At 62.3% G+C, this 18325-nt stretch carries 20 protein-coding genes; 10 read left to right on the forward strand and 10 right to left on the reverse strand.

The window, feature by feature from the left end; all coding sequences use genetic code 11:
* Positions 1 to 11: 11 nt before the first annotated feature.
* Positions 12 to 1022 carry a MoxR family ATPase gene (locus ATY77_RS29860; RefSeq protein ID WP_088673054.1) on the reverse strand — a complete coding sequence of 337 codons (1011 nt, stop codon included), beginning with the start codon at positions 1020 to 1022 and terminating at the stop codon, positions 12 to 14.
* A gap of 158 nt (positions 1023 to 1180) precedes the next feature.
* Here ATY77_RS29860 and ATY77_RS29865 point away from each other — a divergent pair, with 158 nt between their 5' ends.
* The 3 genes from ATY77_RS29865 to ATY77_RS29875 are packed head-to-tail and all read left to right on the forward strand — an operon-like array spanning position 1181 to position 3701.
* Positions 1181 to 1804 carry a DUF1285 domain-containing protein gene (locus ATY77_RS29865; protein ID WP_088690071.1) on the forward strand — a complete coding sequence of 208 codons (624 nt, stop codon included), beginning with the start codon at positions 1181 to 1183 and terminating at the stop codon, positions 1802 to 1804.
* The gene (locus ATY77_RS29870; RefSeq protein ID WP_088690072.1) at positions 1801 to 2451 is read left to right on the forward strand and encodes a CoA pyrophosphatase; all 651 of its coding nucleotides are present in this window, start codon (positions 1801 to 1803) and stop codon (positions 2449 to 2451) included. The genes ATY77_RS29865 and ATY77_RS29870 overlap by 4 nt, the downstream gene beginning before the upstream one ends.
* Positions 2448 to 3701 carry a CCA tRNA nucleotidyltransferase gene (locus ATY77_RS29875; protein WP_088690073.1) on the forward strand — a complete coding sequence of 418 codons (1254 nt, stop codon included), beginning with the start codon at positions 2448 to 2450 and terminating at the stop codon, positions 3699 to 3701. Before ATY77_RS29870 ends, ATY77_RS29875 begins: the two co-directional genes overlap by 4 nt.
* A 70-nt stretch (positions 3702 to 3771) precedes the next feature.
* Here ATY77_RS29875 and ATY77_RS29880 read toward each other — a convergent pair whose 3' ends face one another.
* From ATY77_RS29880 to hemF, 3 genes are all read right to left on the reverse strand, one after another.
* Positions 3772 to 3957 carry a DUF1059 domain-containing protein gene (locus ATY77_RS29880; RefSeq protein WP_010029983.1) on the reverse strand — a complete coding sequence of 62 codons (186 nt, stop codon included), beginning with the start codon at positions 3955 to 3957 and terminating at the stop codon, positions 3772 to 3774.
* A gap of 112 nt (positions 3958 to 4069) precedes the next feature.
* Positions 4070 to 4333: a hypothetical protein gene (locus ATY77_RS29885; RefSeq protein WP_088673058.1), complete on the reverse strand. Its 264-nt coding sequence runs from the start codon at positions 4331 to 4333 to the stop codon at positions 4070 to 4072.
* A 103-nt stretch (positions 4334 to 4436) separates the two neighbouring features.
* Entirely contained in the window at positions 4437 to 5348 is a 912-nt protein-coding gene (gene hemF / locus ATY77_RS29890; RefSeq protein WP_088690074.1) for an oxygen-dependent coproporphyrinogen oxidase, read from the reverse strand.
* Between the two features lie 174 nt (positions 5349 to 5522).
* On the opposite strand from hemF, the gene ATY77_RS29895 reads away from it, so the two are divergent.
* Positions 5523 to 5783: a hypothetical protein gene (locus ATY77_RS29895; protein ID WP_088673060.1), complete on the forward strand. Its 261-nt coding sequence runs from the start codon at positions 5523 to 5525 to the stop codon at positions 5781 to 5783.
* Between the two features lie 3 nt (positions 5784 to 5786).
* Here the strand turns inward: ATY77_RS29895 and ATY77_RS29900 are convergent, their stop codons facing one another.
* Both ATY77_RS29900 and ATY77_RS29905 read right to left on the reverse strand, forming a co-directional pair.
* Complete coding sequence (locus ATY77_RS29900) at positions 5787 to 7433, reverse strand: Na/Pi cotransporter family protein (RefSeq protein WP_088690075.1); 1647 nt, start codon at positions 7431 to 7433, stop codon at positions 5787 to 5789.
* Between the two features lie 187 nt (positions 7434 to 7620).
* Positions 7621 to 8082: a tRNA (cytidine(34)-2'-O)-methyltransferase gene (locus ATY77_RS29905; protein WP_088690076.1), complete on the reverse strand. Its 462-nt coding sequence runs from the start codon at positions 8080 to 8082 to the stop codon at positions 7621 to 7623.
* Positions 8083 to 8466: 384 nt separating this feature from the next.
* Between ATY77_RS29905 and ATY77_RS29915 the strand changes: the two genes are divergently transcribed.
* A complete protein-coding gene (locus ATY77_RS29915) occupies positions 8467 to 10323 on the forward strand; it encodes an ABC transporter ATP-binding protein (protein ID WP_088690077.1) in 1857 nt (618 codons plus the stop codon).
* A 107-nt stretch (positions 10324 to 10430) separates the two neighbouring features.
* On the opposite strand, the gene ATY77_RS29920 is transcribed toward ATY77_RS29915, so the two are convergent.
* Complete coding sequence (locus tag ATY77_RS29920; protein ID WP_088690078.1) at positions 10431 to 10661, reverse strand: CopG family transcriptional regulator; 231 nt, start codon at positions 10659 to 10661, stop codon at positions 10431 to 10433.
* Between the two features lie 162 nt (positions 10662 to 10823).
* Here ATY77_RS29920 and ATY77_RS29925 point away from each other — a divergent pair, with 162 nt between their 5' ends.
* The gene (locus ATY77_RS29925; RefSeq protein WP_088690079.1) at positions 10824 to 12737 is read left to right on the forward strand and encodes an ABC transporter ATP-binding protein; all 1914 of its coding nucleotides are present in this window, start codon (positions 10824 to 10826) and stop codon (positions 12735 to 12737) included.
* Here ATY77_RS29925 and ATY77_RS29930 read toward each other — a convergent pair.
* Positions 12693 to 13625 carry an endonuclease/exonuclease/phosphatase family protein gene (locus tag ATY77_RS29930; RefSeq protein WP_088690080.1) on the reverse strand — a complete coding sequence of 311 codons (933 nt, stop codon included), beginning with the start codon at positions 13623 to 13625 and terminating at the stop codon, positions 12693 to 12695. The genes ATY77_RS29925 and ATY77_RS29930 overlap by 45 nt on opposite strands.
* Positions 13626 to 13911: 286 nt before the next feature.
* On the opposite strand from ATY77_RS29930, the gene petA reads away from it, so the two are divergent.
* The 4 genes from petA (at position 13912) to ATY77_RS29950 (ending at position 17349) form a co-directional block, all read left to right on the forward strand.
* Positions 13912 to 14490, forward strand: a complete 579-nt coding sequence (gene petA, locus ATY77_RS29935) for a ubiquinol-cytochrome c reductase iron-sulfur subunit (protein ID WP_088673068.1) — start codon at positions 13912 to 13914, stop codon at positions 14488 to 14490.
* 14 nt (positions 14491 to 14504) lie between these two features.
* Positions 14505 to 15785: a cytochrome b N-terminal domain-containing protein gene (locus ATY77_RS29940; RefSeq protein WP_088673069.1), complete on the forward strand. Its 1281-nt coding sequence runs from the start codon at positions 14505 to 14507 to the stop codon at positions 15783 to 15785.
* A 25-nt stretch (positions 15786 to 15810) separates the two neighbouring features.
* The gene (locus ATY77_RS29945; RefSeq protein ID WP_088673070.1) at positions 15811 to 16692 is read left to right on the forward strand and encodes a cytochrome c1; all 882 of its coding nucleotides are present in this window, start codon (positions 15811 to 15813) and stop codon (positions 16690 to 16692) included.
* Positions 16693 to 16806: 114 nt separating this feature from the next.
* The gene (locus tag ATY77_RS29950; RefSeq protein WP_088673071.1) at positions 16807 to 17349 is read left to right on the forward strand and encodes an adenine phosphoribosyltransferase; all 543 of its coding nucleotides are present in this window, start codon (positions 16807 to 16809) and stop codon (positions 17347 to 17349) included.
* 18 nt (positions 17350 to 17367) lie between these two features.
* Here ATY77_RS29950 and ATY77_RS29955 read toward each other — a convergent pair whose 3' ends face one another.
* Positions 17368 to 17835 carry a MaoC family dehydratase gene (locus tag ATY77_RS29955; RefSeq protein ID WP_088690081.1) on the reverse strand — a complete coding sequence of 156 codons (468 nt, stop codon included), beginning with the start codon at positions 17833 to 17835 and terminating at the stop codon, positions 17368 to 17370.
* Positions 17832 to 18323, reverse strand: a complete 492-nt coding sequence (locus tag ATY77_RS29960) for a MaoC family dehydratase (protein ID WP_088690082.1) — start codon at positions 18321 to 18323, stop codon at positions 17832 to 17834. Before ATY77_RS29960 ends, ATY77_RS29955 begins: the two co-directional genes overlap by 4 nt.
* Positions 18324 to 18325 lie beyond the last annotated feature (2 nt).

Genomic DNA, 18325 nt, shown 5'->3' on the forward strand with positions numbered 1-18325 from the left:
GTCCGGCTTCCTTATCCCTTTGCCTGCTTGACCAGTCCGGCGATGACGTCGCGCACCGACATGCCTTCGGCGCGGGCGGCAAAGGTCAAGGCCATGCGGTGCTGGAGAATGGGTTCGGCAAGCGCGAAGACATCGTCGAGAGACGGGGCGAGACGGCCTTCGTAGAGCGCGCGGGCACGGGCGCAGAGCATCATCGCCTGGCCGGCGCGGGGGCCGGGACCCCAGGCTACGTTCTTGTCGGTCGAAGCATTGCCTTGTCCGGGGCGGGCGGAGCGCACCAGCGAAAGGATGGCGTCGACGACGGTCTCGCTCACCGGCATCTGGCGCACCAGCGTCTGGATCTCGATCAGCCGCTGCGCATCGATGATGGCTTCCGGCTTGGTCTCGCCGAGGCCCGTCGTCTCGAGCAGGATCTGACGCTCGGCCGCGAGTTCGGGATAGTTGACGTCGACCTGCAGCAGGAAGCGGTCGAGCTGGGCTTCGGGGAGGGGATAGGTGCCTTCCTGTTCCAGCGGGTTCTGGGTGGCCAGAACATGGAAGGGTGCTGGAAGATCGTAGCGCTGGCCGGCGATGGTGATATGATATTCCTGCATGGATTGCAGGAGCGCCGACTGGGTGCGCGGCGAGGCACGGTTGATCTCGTCGGCCATCAGCAGCTGGGCGAAGACCGGGCCCTTGACGAAACGGAAGGAGCGGCGGCCGCTGTCGTCCTGGTCCATTACTTCGGAGCCGAGAATATCCGAAGGCATCAGGTCGGGCGTGAACTGAATGCGGTTGGCGGCAAGGCCGAGCACTTCGCCGAGCGTCGTCACCAGCCTGGTCTTGGCAAGGCCGGGGACGCCGACGAGCAGGGCATGGCCGCCGGAGAGCACGGCGAGAATGGTGTTCTCGACGACGCTTTCCTGACCGAAGATCACCTTCGAGACTTCCCCGCGGATGGCGGCGATATCGGAGAGCGCCTTCTCGGCGGCGGCGACGATCGCCTTTTCATCGAGGCTGGCTTCGGTCTTCATCATACCCATGGGCATCTCCAACGGCTGAAATCATTCGGCAGCGAATCGGCGGACTTATACATCTGCCTCATACTCGATAGAGTTATGGAGATGCGACGGGCTGACAAGTTCGTTACGAATGACTATCTCGTGACTTTACTTCGTTAAGGACAAACCGGGACAGAAGAATGGCAGCCGAGGAAATCAGCGGACAGGCGGATGCGGCGGGGCTTGCCGCGCTGATTTCGCGCGCGTCCGAGGAAAACAGCGGCAAAAAACGTGGGCTTCCGCCGGTCGAGCGGTGGAATCCGCCTTTCTGCGGCGATATCGACATGGAGATCAGGGCCGACGGCACCTGGTTCTACATGGGCACGCCGATCGGCCGGCCGGCGCTGGTGCGGCTGTTTTCGACGGTTCTGCGCAAGGACGAGGACCAAAAGACCTATCTCGTAACTCCTGTGGAAAAGGTCGGGATCAGGGTCGCCGACGCGCCCTTCATCGCCGTGGAGATGAGCGTGACGGAGCGGGAGGGCCGCCAGGTGCTGACGTTCCGCACCAATGTCGGCGATGTCGTGGAGGCGGGAGGAGAGCATCGGTTGCGCTTTGCCATTGCGGGCGACAATGCCGAACTGAAACCCTATCTGCATGTGCGCGGGCGGCTGGAAGCGCTGGTGTCACGCGCGGTGATGTATGAACTGGCGGCACTCGGCGAGATCATCGACGTGGAGGGGCAGGCGATGTTTGCGGTCCGCTCCGCCGGCGAGGTCTTTCCCGTCATGCCTGCCGAAGAACTGGATGCGCTTTCCCGATGAACGATGCGATCACTCAACGTCATCCGCTGTTTTCGGCAGCTGAATTCCGCCGCCGCGCGCTCAACCAGAATGGCGGGCCGGTGGATCATGCCTGGCGCGATCACGGCGACCATGTGCTCAATCCCGACATCGTGGCCGAGGTGGCGACCTTCAAGCTGCGCGATGCCGCGGTGCTCGTCCCCGTCGTCGACGACGGCGAGGAAGCGCGGGTGATCTTCACCAAGCGCACGGCGACGCTGCGCAAGCATTCCGGCCAGATCGCCTTTCCCGGCGGCTCGATCGACCCGGCCGATATCTCGCCCGAAATGGCGGCGATCCGCGAGACGGAGGAGGAGATCGGGCTTGCCGGCTCCTTCGTCGAGACGGTGGGCCGGCTGCCGAACTATCTCGCCTCGACCGGTTTCCGCATCACGCCGGTGCTCGGGGTCGTCAAGCGGGGCTTTGCGCTCAGGCTGAATCCGGCCGAGGTGGACGACGTGTTCGAAGTGCCGCTTTCCTTCCTGATGAACCCGGTCAATCACAGCCGCGACAGGCGCGTCATCGACGGCATCGACCGGCATTTCTACCGCATGCCCTATGAAACCAGGATGATCTGGGGCATCACCGCCGGCATCGTCCGCACGCTCTATGAAAGGCTTTATGCATGACCGGCATTGCCGACCAAGCATGGTTCCGCGATCCGGCGCTCGGCCGGATCCTCGCACTTCTGAACGCCGATGACGGGGAAGGGTGCGTGGTCGGCGGCGCGGTGCGCAACAGCCTGATGGGGCTGCCGGTCAGTGACATCGACATGGCCACGACGCTGACGCCCGAGATCGTGATCGAGCGGGCGGCGGCGGCCGGCATCAAGGCGGTGCCGACAGGCCTGCAGCACGGCACGGTGACGCTCGTGATCGACGGCAAGCCCTTCGAGGTGACGACGCTGCGCACCGACGTCGAGACCGACGGCCGCCGTGCCAAGGTTGCCTTCAGCACCGACTGGAAGGCCGATGCGGAGCGACGGGACCTGACGATCAACGCGCTCTATGCCGATGCCAAGGGCGAGGTGGTGGATCTCGTCGGCGGCCTTGCCGACATCGAGAGACGCAACATCCGCTTCATCGGCGATGCCGCAACGCGGATCGCCGAGGATCATCTGCGCATCCTGCGCTTCTTCCGTTTTTTTGCCTATTACGGTTCCGGACGCCCGGATGCCGAAGGTTTGAAGGCCTGTGCTGCGGCGCGCTCGAAACTGAAGACGCTGTCGGCCGAACGCGTCTGGTCGGAACTCAGAAAGCTGCTAAGCGCCGATGACCCCGGCCGGGCACTGCTCTGGATGCGGCAGGTGGCGGTGCTGGCGGAAATCCTGCCGGAAACCGAAAAATGGGGGATCGACGCGATCCCCGCGCTGGTCGCCACCGAAAAGGCGCTCGGCTGGACGCCCGATCCGCTGCTGCGCCTTGCGGCGATCGTGCCGCCCGATGCGGCGCGGCTGGAGGCGCTTGCGGTCCGGCTGAAGCTCTCGAATGCGGAAGCGGCCGCTCTCAAGGCCTGGGCGATGGCGGCGCCGGTCAACGACGAAATCTCGTCGGCCGCCTTCGAGCGGCTGCTTTACCGCAACGGCGCGGACGGCATCACGACGCGCCTGAAGCTGGCGCTCGGCGTCGCACGCGGGAAGGCCGAGGGCGATCTCGGCGAAATGGCGCGCTCGGCGCGGCTCGGCAAGCTCCTGGATCAGGCCATGAAGTGGAAGAAGCCGCAGTTTCCCGTGAATGGCGCTGATGTGATCGCTATGGGCATTCCATCCGGCCCGCGCGTCGGGGAACTGCTTGGCAGCCTGGAAAACCAGTGGGTGGAGGAGAATTTCGCTTCCGATCGAGCAGCCCTGCTCGCGAGGCTGCAGGAACGCGTGCAATAAATCTCGCCGCGTCGCGTCCGGTGGACGCGGCGCTGCTATCGTCGTGGATGCCAGGACATCGCCACAGCCGTCAGGCGGCGGTCGCTTCGTCGCGAATTCGGGCCTTGATGTTGTCAACCATGTTTTCGCGTATGGTCGTTTCGCCGTGAGCGGTCTTCAGGTGCTCGACGGCGCGGCGGACCACTTCTGCGTCATTATCCGCCCGGGTGTGCCAGGCGCAGCCGGGAACGAGCGTGCCGCATTCGAAAAGTCGCATGGTTTTCTCCTCTGTCTGAAACACAACGGCCATCGCGCTTTCACGCGATTCATGAATGTACGTGGGAAGAGAAGGTTCCGGCCGGCATAGGCTGACGACCGGAGAAGGTCTTTCAGTCGGGCATCGCCCAGGCTTTGTAAGTTTCCGAGAGATGGCCGGGCGTGTTGCAGTTGGCTGCCTCGTTCTGCAGCTCTTCCGGCGACTTTCCGCCGGCCAGTTGCAGTTTGACCTGTTCGACGAAGCAGGAGAGCGGCAGATCCGAGCCACTCTTGGCCCGCAGTTTCTCGGCGATGCGTATCAGGAATTCAGGCGTGTCGATGGCACGGATTGTTTCCTGGACATCCGTGGACGCAGGCGAGCCGCTTTGTGTCGTCATGACAATCCTCCTCCGATTGTTACGCACGTACATATAAAGTTAGGACTCACTGAATTTTTATGAAGGACCCTCGGTTCGAATTTATCGACGAGATCTCAGAGTCTCACGGCCAGCGCACGACGGGAGGCAGCGAGGAGAGAATGGACTCGACGTTGCCGCCGGTCTTCAGGCCGAAGATCGTGCCGCGATCATACAGCAGATTGAATTCGACGTATCGGCCGCGGCGGATCAATTGTTCATCACGATCGGCTTCCGTCCACAGCTTGTTGAAGTTGGAACGGACGATTTTCGGATAGACCATGGCAAAAGCCCGGCCGACATCACGCGTGAAGGCGAAATCGGCGTTCCAGCCGCCGGCTTCCTCGCTCGAATGCAGCCAGTCGTAAAAGATGCCGCCGATGCCGCGGGGCTCGTTGCGGTGCTTCAGGAAGAAATAGTCGTCGCACCAGGCCTTGAAGGCATCGTAATCGGCGACGGCATGGTTTCGGCAGGCGATCTCCATCGCCTTGTGGAAGAGCTGGCTGTCCTCGTCCTCCTGCGTGCGGCGGCGCGACAGCACCGGCGTCAGGTCGGCCCCGCCGCCGAACCAGCGGCTCGTGGTCACCACCATGCGGGTGTTCATATGCACGGCCGGCACGTTGGGATTGACGGGATGGGCGATCAGCGAAATGCCGGAGGCCCAGAAGCGCGGATCCTCCTTGGCGCCCGGGATCTGGGCGCGGAAATCAGGAGAGAATTCGCCATGGACGGTGGAGGTGTGGACGCCAACCTTTTCGAAGACGCGGCCTTCCATCCTCGACATGCGGCCACCGCCGCCGGCGCCGTTTTCACGCGACCAGTCCTTGGCGGTGAAGCGGCCGGGCTCCTGGTCGGAAAGCGGACCTTCCAGCTCGTCTTCGAGCGCTTCGAAGGAGGCGCAGATCGCATCGCGCAGCCCTTCGAACCACTTGCGCGCGGCTTCCTTCTTTTCCTCGATATCGTCAGGCAGGCCGATCGGCAGTTCCGGTCTTTCCATGTCACGCCTCCAGCGGTCGGCATCCGTCAGGGCGACTCGCTCATTCTAGATTACCCGCCACCTCTAGCAGGTGGCGGAGCCTCTCGCCAAGCCGAGGCAAGCTGCAGCCCGGCACCAAGATTCGACTCGCAAATCAAGTATTTCGATACTACCTTTTCCGAAGAGGTAGGTTTGATGGCAAAAATTCCAGGACCTCCGTCCTTCGACGGCCTGAAGCGCAGAATGGCGAAACACCGGGCGGAAAATTCTGCCCGCAAGAAGGACCATTTCGTGCGTGAGACATATTGCCTCGGCCTCATCGACGCCCGCGCCAAGGCGCGCGAATGGTTCGACGAATATCCGAAGGCCGCTTATTGGACCGAGGTGGAAAGCTGGCGCCAGCTCGAGGGCGACCAGATCGAATTCACCATGCGCCGCCTGCCTTCGGCAGACTGAATATCACTTCACAGTGGCACGCACGCGGCTTTCGATCAGCAAGCCATTTTCATCCATGATCGGATGCGCCACCGAGACGATATGGGCGTTGATGCGCTTGAGATCGCGCAGCATATCGAGATGCAGCGAGCTCGTCTGCAGGCTGTCGGTGCGGCCGTCGCGCAGGCGTTCGAGATGGCGCTCGGCAGATTGCTTCTCCATCCGGCGGACCTCGACCTTTATCTCCATCATCTGGCGCGCGAGATTGAAATCGCGGGTGACGAAGATCGTCTGGGCGACGTGCAGATTGTCGATCGTCAGGTCGAAAAGCTTGCGCAACTCCTGATGACCGTCGTCGGAAAATCTGAGGCCGAGGGCGATCTTCTTCCTGACCTGCTCCAGCAGGCCTTTTTCGATGATGTCGCCCATATGTTCGAGATTGATGGCGTAGTCGATGACGACGATCGAGCGGCGGGCGTTTTCGTCGCTGAGGCCTTCGCGGCCGAGCTTCGAGAGATAGACCTTAACCGCCTGCTGCAGCCGATCCACTCGCTCTTCGAGGGCTGTGATCTCGGCAAGCTTGGAGGCGTCGTTGCGTTCGAACGCTTCGGAAACCCGGATCAGCATGCGCTCGATCAGGTCGCCGATGCCGAGCACTTCGCGGGTGGCGCTGGCAAGGGCGATGACCGGCGTCGAAAGCTCGTGGGCGTCGAGATATTTCGGGGCGGTGTCCGGTTCGGCCTGGTCGGGGACCAGCCGGGTCATCAGGGCAGCGAGCGATCTCGAGAAGGGCCAGGCGAGCGCGGCAAGCAGAAGGTTGAAGAGCAGATGCGCATCGACGGGCAGCTTGGAAGGACCGAAGGGCAGCATCTCGATGATCTCCGCGCCATAGCCCGCGAGCGGCAGGGCGATGAGGCAGCCGAGCGTGCGGACGGCGAGATTGCCGAGCGTGACGCGCCGTGCCGAGGCCGGGCCGGACATGGTTGCGACGACAGGGGGGATCGCGCCGCCGAGATTGGCGCCGAGCACGAGGACGATGACGAGTTCGGCGGAGATCAGGCCGGCCGAGGCGAGTGACAGGATCAGCACCACCACTGCCAGGCTCGAAGACGAGACGAAGGCGAGCGCTGCCGAAAAGAGGAGCGCCACAGGCAGGGCGCCATCCAGCAGACCGATGAAGGCGGCAAGTGCTGGAGAGGCGCGCATCGGTTCGGTCGCGAGGCTGAGGAGATGCAGCGACAGCAACATCAGCCCGATGCCGATCAGCGCCGCGCCGCCGCCCTGGCGGGTGCTGGAACGGCTGCGGTGAAGCACGATGCCGGAGAGGATCAGCAGCGGGGAGAGCCATTCGATGCCGGTGGCGACGATCCAGGCGGTGATCGCGGTGCCGACATTGGCGCCGAGCAGGACGATCTGCGCCATGCGCGGCTTGATCAGATCGCGTTCGACGAAGGAGGCGGTCATCAGCGCCGTTGCCGTCGAGCTCTGCAGCGCGACGGTCGCCACCAGCCCCGACAGGAATGAGCGAAGGCTGCCCCGCGTGCCGGTCGCCAGCCCCGTTCTCAACCGGGCGCCGAAGGCTCTGGACACCCCGTCCTTTATCTGCGCGAGGCCGAACAGCAGCAGTGCCACGGCGCCGAACAGGTTGATCATGATGATCGTGGAATCCATTTTCTTGTTTTTATTCCGCTTTCGTCAGACTAGAGGGGCTTTGGCCGATGAATGATCTCCCAAGTCATTGAAATTGTGAAGATCATGCGATGTGTTTGATTGTCCGGCTAATAACTATACGCTGGTTTGACCGATTGACAATGTCGATTTCCGACAGTTCCCGGTCTATTCGGCGAACCGCGGTGATTTAAGCCCAGACGGTCTGGCGCATTGCCTCGCCGACGATCATGGCTGCCGAGACGGCGACGTTGATCGAGCGCTGCCCTTCGACCATCGGAATGATGATGCGCGCTTCGGCTCTCTCATGCACGTGATCCGGCACGCCGGCGCTCTCGCGCCCGAAAAGCAGGATGTCGTCGTCGCGGAAGGCGAAGTCGGTGTAGCGATCGGCGGCCTTGGTCGAGGCGAGGATCAGGCGGCGGCCGGTGGTGGCGCGCCAGGCTTCGAAGCGGTCCCAGCTGACATGGCGGGTCAGGGCGGCGGCGGCGATATAATCCATTCCCGATCGCTTCAGGTTGCGGTCGGAAACGTCGAAGCCGGCGGGCTCGATCAGGTCGACCGCAAAGCCGAGGCAGGCGGCAAGACGCAGGATCGTGCCGGTATTGCCAGGGATGTCCGGCTGGTAGAGTGCCAGTCTGAGGTTCGTCATTCGGGCGGCGCCTGTTTCGTTTCGACGCCGGAGGCCTAATACAACCGTGATTTCCAAGCAACAGCGCACAGTTCGGCCGCAAACGTTCAATTTCGGCCAGTATAGGGCTGGAATTTTCGCGTTTTTCGGGCTATGCAAACACGGCTTCAATCGTCAGCAGGGAGGGCCACATGAATATTTTGCTCATTATGCGCTTTCCCGCCGTGATGCCGATCAAGGCGACATGGCGCCGCTAGCGCGGGCTTCTTTCTAAAACTTCCCTTTTGATCCATTGTGCGGCTGTTTCAGCCTCGCCCCTTGAACGTTCGGTTCCCATATCTGCTTGCATGGCGCCTAGACGGCGCGAAGCCGGGAGCCGAAACGCTGACGTTTCGGAGCACTTTCATGTTTGGCTGGTTCGAACAGCGACTCAATCCCTTTCCAAGCGAGGAGCCCGTGGCCCCGCCGAAAGGCCTCTTTGCCTTCTGCTGGCACTACAGCAAGCCGGCAGCACCCTGGCTTGGCCTGATGGCCGTGCTGACCGCGTCGATCGCCGTCGGCGAAGTGGCGCTGTTCCAGTTCCTCGGCGATATCGTCGACTGGCTGACCAATGCCGACCGGGCCACCTTCCTTGAAACGGAAGGCCACAAGCTGTTCTGGATGGCGGCGCTGGTGCTTGTGGGCTTGCCGCTGGCGGCTGGGCTCGATTCCCTCATCATGCACCAGATTCTGCTCGGCAATTACCCGATGATGGCGCGCTGGCAGATGCACCGCTTCCTGCTGCGCCACAGCATGACATTCTTCGCCAACGAGTTTGCCGGGCGCGTCGCGACCAAGGTGATGCAGACCTCGCTTGCCGTGCGCGAAACCGTCATGAAGATCCTCGACGTCTTCGTCTATGTCGTCAGCTATTTCCTGACGATGATCATCGTGATCGCGGCGGCCGACTGGCGGCTGATGATCCCGATCCTCGTCTGGCTCGCCATCTATGTCGGCATCGTCTCCTATTTCGTGCCGCGGCTTCGCAAGATCGCGGCGACGCAGGCGGATGCGCGCTCGATGATGACGGGCCGTGTGGTCGACAGCTATACGAATATCGCGACGGTGAAGCTGTTTTCGCATGCGGGCCGCGAGGAGGTCTATGCCAGGGAGGGCATGGACGAGTTCCTGCAGACCGTGCACAAGCAGATGCGCAAGGTGACGCTCTTCCATATCAGCGTCTATCTGAACAACTGCGTGGCGCTCTTCGTCGTCTCGGGCCTGTCGATCTGGTTCTGGTTGAATGGTGCGATTTCGGTCGGCGCCATCGCCATCGCCATCGGCCTTGCCATGCGCGTCAACGGCATGTCGCAATGGATCATGTGGGAAGTCTCGGCGCTGTTCGAGAATATCGGCACGGTCTATGACGGCATGGAGATGATGAGCAAGCAGCACGACATCATCGACAAGCCGGGTGCGCCGGCGATGACGGCGAAGAAGGGTGCGATCCATTACGACCGCATCCGCTTCCACTACGGCAAGAGCAAAGGCGTCATCGACAACCTGTCGCTCGACATCAAGGCTGGCGAGAAGGTGGGGCTGGTCGGCCGCTCCGGCGCCGGCAAGACGACGCTGATGAACCTGCTGCTGCGCTTCTACGACCTGGAGGCCGGCCGCATCACCATCGACGGGCAGGATATATCAGGCGTCTCGCAGGAGAGCCTGCGCTCGCTGATCGGCGTGGTGACGCAGGATACCTCGCTGCTGCATCGCTCGATCCGCGACAACATCGCCTACGGGCGGCCGGAGGCGACCGATGCCGAGGTGATCGAGGCCGCAAAGCGCGCCAATGCCTGGGAGTTCATCGAGGGCCTCTCCGACATGCAGGGGCGCCAGGGGCTCGACGCCCAGGTCGGCGAGCGCGGCGTCAAGCTCTCCGGCGGCCAGCGTCAGCGCATCGCGATCGCCCGCGTCTTCCTGAAGGACGCGCCGATCCTGGTGCTCGACGAGGCGACCTCGGCGCTCGATTCGGAAGTCGAGGCGGCGATCCAGGAAAACCTCTTCGCCCTGATGGAGGGCAAGACGGTGATCGCGATCGCCCACCGGCTTTCGACGCTGACGGAGATGGACCGGCTGATCGTGCTCGACAAGGGGCGGATCATCGAGGCCGGCTCGCACGGCGAGCTGATCGAGAGGGGCGGCATCTACGCCGACCTCTGGAACCGCCAGTCCGGCGGCTTCCTCTCCGATCACGCCGAAGAGGCGGAAGAGGCGGCGGAATAAAATGAAAAGGCCCTCCCGGCGGACGCGGGGAGGGCCTTTTAATTCTTACCTGCTATGTTGCGCGCGGTCGCCGGAAGGTGGAAGCGGCACCAGTAACCCCTACAGTTTCAAAGACTATCAGCCCAGTCAATAACGCGGTCGTGCTCGATGACGACGATGGTGTTGGCGGCGGCAAGCGTGCGCAAAGTGGCGATGCGGCGGCGCTCTTCGGTGTCGAGCCAGGCGGCGATGGCTTCTATGACGATCTGGTCGCGCGGAAGGGCGAGGTCGAGCGCCAGGGCATCCAGCCTTGCCGCAAGCGGAAGCGGAATATGCGCATTGAGCATTTTCGTTTCCATGAGCCTTCTCTCCGGTGAAGCGCGATCGTATCGTCAGATTGTGACGGGTTCGGGAGCATTCAATGGCAATGCCGCCGATGTTATCGATCATTACCAAAATATAAGGTTGCGTCCGCTCTTCATTCCCTTTGCCCCTTCTCGCAATCCGCCTATATCGCTTCCATGTTCCTGCGCCCCATCCTACGCCTGTTCGAAACCTGGATCGACCCGTTTCGTCCACGCGCCAAACTCCAGCCGCCGGGCGCAACGCTCGGCTTCATCTGGTTCTATATCGGCCAGGCGAAGATGCCGTTCATCGCCATGCTCATTCTCGGCGGCGCATCGGCGGCGATCGAGGCCGCGCTCTTCTGGTTCGTCGGGCGCCTCGTCGACATCCTCGCCAGCACCCCGCCCGGCGCCGGCTGGAGCGGTCTTCTGGCGGCCCATGGCGGCGAGCTGTTCGGCATGCTCGCTCTCATCGGCGTCGCGCGCTTCGTCGTCGCCTTCCTGATCGCGCTCGTCGATCAGCAGGTGATTACGCCCGGCTTCTACAATCTAGCACGCTGGCAATCCTATCTCCATGTCTCCCGGCAGTCTTTGTCGTTCTTTCAGAGCGATTTCTCCGGACGCATCGTCACCAAGGTCTGGTCGGCAGGGCAGGCGACCGGCGATCTCGTCACCTCGCTGATGGAGAGCGTCTGGTTCGTCGGCATTTATGCCGCAACGACGCTCGCGCTCGTCGCCCGGCTGGATTTTTCGCTCGCAGCCGTCGTGCTGTTCTGGCTCATCGCCTTCGGCTTCCTGGCCCGCCATTTCGTTCCGCGCATCCGTTATCATTCCCGCGAAACTGCGGAAGCCGGATCGATGCTGAACGGGCGCATGGTCGATTCCTACAGCAACATGCAGACGCTGAAGCTCTTTGCCCGCGACGAGGAGAGCGATCGCTACATGCGGCAGGGCTTCGACATCTACCAGGATACGGTGCTGCGCTTCACGCGGTTCATCACCGGGGTGAGGGCGTCGATGGCGCTGCTTTCCGGCCTGATGATCGTGACGATGGCGGGTCTGAGCGTCGATCTGTGGCTGCGCGGTCTCATCAGCTCGGGCGCAGTGGCCTTCTCGCTGGCGCTGGTGCTGAGGCTGAATTTCCTGCTTGGCCGGCTGATGACGCAGTTCAACGGCATCATGCGCAATCTCGGCACTATCCAGAATGCGGCAGAGCTGATCTCCCAGTCGCTCGGGCTCGTCGACCGGCCCGACGCGAAGCCCCTGGTGATCCGCCAGCCCGGCATCCGCTTCGACAATGTTTCCTTTCACTACGGCAAGGGCCACCAGCCGGTCGTCGAGAATTTCTCGCTGACCATCCGCCCCGGCGAAAAGGTCGGCATCGTCGGCCGTTCGGGCGCCGGCAAATCGACGCTGATGAACCTGCTGCTGCGCCTCTACGATATCCAGGAGGGTCGCATCCTCGTCGATGGGCAGGATATATCGGCCGTCACGCAGGAATCGCTCAGGATGCAGATCGGCGTCGTCAGCCAGGACACCTCCCTGCTGCATCGTTCGGTGCGCGACAATATTCTCTTCGGCCGGCCGGATGCCGGCGAGGAGCGGCTGGTCGAGGCGGCCCGGCGCGCCGAAGCCATCGACTTCATCTCCCGCCTGCAGGATCAGCAGGGCCGCAAAGGCTTCGATGCGCATGTCGGCGAGCGCGGCGTCAAGCTTTCGGGCGGGCAGCGGCAGCGCATCGCCATTGCCCGCGTCATGCTGAAGGACGCGCCGATCCTGGTTCTCGACGAAGCGACCTCGGCGCTCGATTCAGAAGTGGAAGAAGCGATCCAGTCCAACCTCCACCGGATCATGGAGGGCAAGACGGTGCTGGCGATCGCTCACCGTTTGTCGACGATCGCTGCGCTCGACCGGTTGATCGTCGTCGATCTCGGACGAATCATCGAGGAGGGCAGTCACGACGAGCTGCTTCGCCGCGGCGGTCTCTATGCCGAACTCTGGGCGCGCCAGTCCGGCGGTTTCCTCGCGACGGATGAGGATCGGGGCTCAGGGGTCGACGACGAATTCCGCCATGAGGCCAAAATGATTTGACCCGAAGCTATTCTCGATGCGGCGGACCGATTTCAGCCGCAGGGGCGCTTTGCTGAAGATATGGTCGATCGGAATGCCGAAGGGACCGGCGGCGATCGGCCATGTCGCGGGTTCCAGCGACACCGTGCCCAGGCCCTGGCTGCGCATGAGATACTGCACGTCGGGCGCCAGGATCGAAGTATTGAAATCACCGGCAAGCACGAGCGGTCCAGGCAGGGAGGGGATGACCTCCGCGAGATCTGCAATTTCCAAGCCGTGGAATTCGTCGTAGTAGGGCTTGGTCAGGTGCGCGGCGAGAAAATTGACCTTCCGGCCGTCGAAATCGATCGTCGAGATCGTCAGCCGGTTGCGCCAGAGGAGCCCGAGGTTGCGGACCCGGGGCTCGATCAGCGGGCGCTTCGACAGGACGAGCGTATCGCATTGCTCCATGCCGATGCCGCAGCCGACGTAATAGGGATAGGTCTTCAGCAGTCGCGGCAATTCGGACAGCACCGGCTCCGCCTCCAGGATGTTGACGACGTCAGCGCCCGAGGCGATGACCATGTCGGCAATGGCGGCACCGTTTGCGAAATTGTCGTTCTCGATGTTGAAGGACATCAGCCGGAAGAGAGCCGGGCGGCTTTCGTCGACGGCGGGCTCGACGAATTCGCGCGCCATCACCACGCCATGAACGGCTAGGAGCAGCGATACGGCGAGCGTCAGCAGCGCATACCAGTGCCGCTTGACGAGGAGGGCTGCGACGGAAGCGGCCGCTGCCGCCGCCGCGAGGTGGACCTGGAAGCTGTAGAAGAAGGAAAGCAGATAAAAATTCGTGACGTAGCGCAGCGAGACGATGGCGAGGACGAGCGTGGTGAGCACGCTGAGTACGCAAAAAATCGTGTCTCTCATTCGCTACGGTCCGGCTTGCTGGCTTGGCTGTCGATGCGCCTATCACGGCGGCTTTTTTGTTGCAATGCAGCATAATCGCGAGCTGGTGTTTACCTTAAAAAATTCATCGGAAATTTCCCGCGACATTGTGCCCTCATCCCCTTGTCAAGGCTGGACATAATTTGCGATCAAGCTTAGAACGCGCCGGATTGCCGGGGAATCTATGGCCGAATTGTGTCCAGAGGGATTCGTTGGTAGAGGGGGCAGGGCGGAATTCCGCGATAATTGCGCAGAGGATGGTTAAGCCGTGAGCGAACACGAAACGACAAGCGGGGCTTCGACAGAGCCCACTCGCCGTGATTTCCTTTATCTCACCACTGGTATGGCTGGTGCCGTCGGTGCCGTTGCGGTTGCATGGCCGTTCATCGATCAGATGCGCCCCGACGCGTCGACGCTGGCGCTGGCGTCCATCGAAGTCGATGTCGCAAGCCTCGAGCCCGGCATGTCCTTGACGGTGAAATGGCGCGGTAAACCGATCTTCATCCGTAACCGCACGCCGGAAGAAGTGAAAGCCGCAGCCGATGTTCCGCTCGGCGATCTCAAGGATCCGGTGGCCCGCAATGCAAACCTTCCTGCCGACGCTCAGGCAACGGGCGTCGACCGCTCAGGCGGCGAAGGCAAGGAAAATTGGATCGTCATGATCGGCACCTGCACCCATCTCGGCTGCGTCCCGCTCGGCCAGGCCGGCGAATACAATGGTTGGTTCTGTCCCTGCCATGGCTCGGTCTACGATACGGCCGGCCGCATCCGGAAGGGTCCCGCGCCCGAGAACCTGGCGATTCCGACCTTTTCATTTGTGTCCGATACCAAAATCAAGATCGGTTGAGGGGAGACTGATTCATGAGTGGCCATTCCAGCTACGAACCATCAACCGGCTTCGAAAAATGGGTCGATGCGCGCCTGCCGCTGCCGCGCATGGTCTATGACAGCTTCGTGGCATATCCGGTTCCGAGAAACCTGAACTATGCCTACACGTTCGGCGCCATGCTCTCCGTCATGCTGGTCGTGCAGATCCTGACGGGCATCGTGCTCGCCATGCATTACGCCGCCGACACCGCGATCGCCTTCAACTCCGTTGAAAAGATCATGCGCGACGTCAACCACGGCTGGCTGCTGCGCTATCTGCATGCCAACGGCGCATCCTTCTTCTTCGTCGCGGTCTACCTGCACATCGCCCGCGGCCTCTATTACGGTTCGTATAAGGCGCCGCGCGAAATCCTCTGGATCCTCGGCGTCGTCATTTACCTGCTGATGATGGCGACCGGCTTCATGGGCTACGTCCTGCCCTGGGGCCAGATGTCCTTCTGGGGCGCGACCGTCATCACCGGCTTCTTCTCGGCCTTCCCGATGATCGGCGAATCGCTCCAGCAGTTCCTGCTCGGCGGCTTTGCCGTCGAACAGCCGACACTGAACCGGTTCTTCTCGCTGCACTACCTGCTGCCCTTCATGATCGCCGGCGTCGTCGTCCTTCACATCTGGGCGCTGCACGTCACCGGTCAGACGAACCCGACGGGCGTCGAAGTCAAGACCAAGACCGATACCGTGCGCTTCACGCCCTATGCGACGATGAAGGATGCGCTCGGCGTTTCGGTCTTCCTGCTGGTCTACGCCTATTTCGTCTTCTACATGCCGAACTTCCTCGGCCATGCCGACAACTACATCCCGGCCGACCCGTTGAAGACGCCGGCTCACATCGTTCCGGAGTGGTACTTCCTGCCGTTCTACGCGATGCTGCGTTCGATCACCTTCAACATCGGCCCGATCGACTCCAAGCTCGGTGGCGTGCTGGTGATGTTCGGCGCGATCATCGTGCTGTTCTTCCTGCCCTGGCTCGATACCTCCAAGGTTCGTTCGGCGGTTTATCGTCCCTGGTACAAGCTGTTCTTCTGGCTGTTCGTGATCAATGCGATCATCCTCGGCTGGCTCGGCTCGCAGCCGGCGGAAGGCAACTTCGTCTGGATCTCGCAGATCTGCACGCTCCTCTACTTCGCCTTCTTCCTGGTTGCCATGCCGGTACTCGGCCTCGTCGAGACGCCGCGCCGCATACCGAACTCGATCACCGAAGCGGTGCTCGAGAAGCGCAACAAGACAGCTGCCGCCAGCGCAGCGGCCAATGCGTAAGCGCGCGACGGAAGGGAACAGAAACATGAAAAAGCTTGTTGCAAGCATTCTCTCGCTCGCTGTCGTTGCCGGTCTCAGCGGCGCGGCTCTGGCCGAGGAGGCGCCCGCCAACGGTGCAGCTCCGGCCCATCACGCGGAAGGCGAGACGCCGCATTATCCGCTGAAGCATCCGAAGGAGGAGGAATGGTCCTTCGCCGGTCCGTTCGGCCATTATGACAAGGCCCAGCTCCAGCGCGGCCTCAAGGTCTACACGGAGGTCTGTGCAGCCTGTCATTCGATGAAGCTCGTGCCTTTCCGCACGCTCGGCGAACTCGGCTATTCCGACGCGCAGGTGAAGGCCTTCGCTGCGAATTACGAGGTCCAGGATGGTCCCAACGCCAGCGGCGACATGTTTACCCGCAAGGCGGTGCCTTCCGATTACTTCCCGTCGCCTTTCCCGAATGCCGAAGCTGCGGCTGCGTCCAACAATGGCGCGGCTCCGCCCGATTTCTCGCTGATCGCCAAGGCCCGCGCCGTCACCCGCGGCTTCCCGCAATTCGTTTTCGACATCTTCACCCAGTATCAGGAAAGCGGCCCGGATTATATCCATGCACTCCTGACCGGCTATGAAGAGCCGCCGGCGGGTTTCCAGGTGCCGCAGGGTGGACATTATAACCCTTATTTCAATGCTGCCGCCGTGCTCGCCATGCCGAAGCCGCTCTCCGATGGTCAGGTAACCTATGACGATGGCGCGCCGGCGACCGTCGACCAGTATTCCAGGGATGTCTCCGCCTTCCTGATGTGGGCTGCCGAGCCGCATCTCGAAGAGCGCAAGCGCACCGGCTTCATGGTCATGGTCTTCTTGGCGATCTTTACTGTGCTGATCTTCCTGACGAAGCGCTCGGTCTACGCCAACAAGGAACACTGAGCGCTTTCCGATCGACATTCAAAAGGCGGCCTCGGGCCGCCTTTTTTGTTGGTTCCGCCCCGGGCAGTTGATAGGGTGCGCTAAGTTTTATGCCCTCGCAGATATGGACTTTCCATGGACAATACGACTTCGGAGCTTGCAGCCAGCATCCGCTCCATTCCCGATTACCCCAAGCCCGGCATCATCTTCCGTGACATCACCACGCTGCTCGGCAACCCGCGCGCTTTCCGCCGGGCGGTCGACGAGCTGGTGCAGCCCTATGCGGGCACGAAGATCGACAAGATCGCCGGCATGGAGGCACGCGGCTTCATTCTCGGCGGGGCAGTGGCGCACCAACTTTCCTCAGGCTTCGTGCCGATCCGCAAGAAGGGCAAGCTGCCGCACGATACCGTGCGCATCGCCTACAGCCTGGAATATGGCGTCGACGAGATGGAGATGCATCGCGATGCGGTGCAGCCCGGCGAGAAGGTGATCCTGGTCGACGACCTGATCGCCACCGGCGGCACGGCGGTCGGGGCAACAAAGCTTCTGCGCCAGATAGGCGCGGAGGTGGTCGGCGCCTGCTTCGTCATCGACCTGCCCGACCTCGGCGGCCGTCGGAAGCTGGAAGAACTCGGTGTCAAGGTGCATACGCTGGTCGAATTCTCCGGGCACTGAGCCCGTATTCCAAGGGCGTCAGTCGAATTCCAGGACGCCGCTTTCGAAGCGCATGACAGCATCCCCGTTCTGATTGACGCCTTCGCAGAGAATGGTGTTGAGGTGCCAGCCCGGCCGCGACGCGAGCTGCCGGCTGGAGAGCAAGGCGACGGAATAGGTCACGACGTCGCCGACGAAGACCGGCCGCAACCATTGCAGCTTCTGGAAACCGGGAGAGGGGCCGAGGTTCGGCGCCGTCTGACCCTTTTCCGCCAGTGCGATCCTCTGCCTTTCCCAAAAGGCGAGGAAGGTCTTCATCCAGGCGGCAGTGGTGTGCCAGCCGGAGGCGCAGAGCCCGCCGAAGAGCGTGTCTTTCGCCGCTTCCTTGTCGATGTGAAAACGCTGCGGATCGTAGCGGGTGGCAAAATGGAGGATGTTTTCCTCGGTGAAGGCATAGCTGCCGATCTCGGCTTTCTCGCCGACCGTGTACAGTTCGGACATTCTCAATGTGGGAACTCCGAACTTATGCTGGTCTCTTCCGAGGGCGCGCGCATGCGGATCATGACCGAATTCTCCGACAGGCAGACGAGTTCGCCGCGCTGATTTTCCAGGACGTGGCGGAATTTCGCGATGCCCATGCCGGGACGCGAGCGCATCGGCCGGGCTTCAAGCACGGTCGAGTGCCCCTGCAGCGTATCGCCTGAAAGCACCGGCTTTCGCCATTCCATGAGGTCGATGCCGGGCGCACCCTCGCAGAGCGCGTTCAGGATATAGCTGTCGGCCATCATGCGCATCAGCATCGCGGACGTATGCCAGCCGGAGGCGGCAAGTCCGCCGAGGATGCTGGCGCGGCCGGCGGCCTCGTCGATATGCATCGGCTGCGGGTCGAATTCCCTGGCGAATTCGATGATTTCCCCGGCGCTCACCAGCTTCGGGCCGAGGGAGAAGCGGCGGCCGGGCTCGAAGTCCTCGAAGGCAAGCTTTTCTTCCGGCATTC

The sequence above is a fragment of the Rhizobium sp. R634 genome (assembly GCF_002211305.1).
In the GTDB taxonomy this organism is placed as follows: Bacteria; Pseudomonadota; Alphaproteobacteria; order Rhizobiales; family Rhizobiaceae; genus Rhizobium.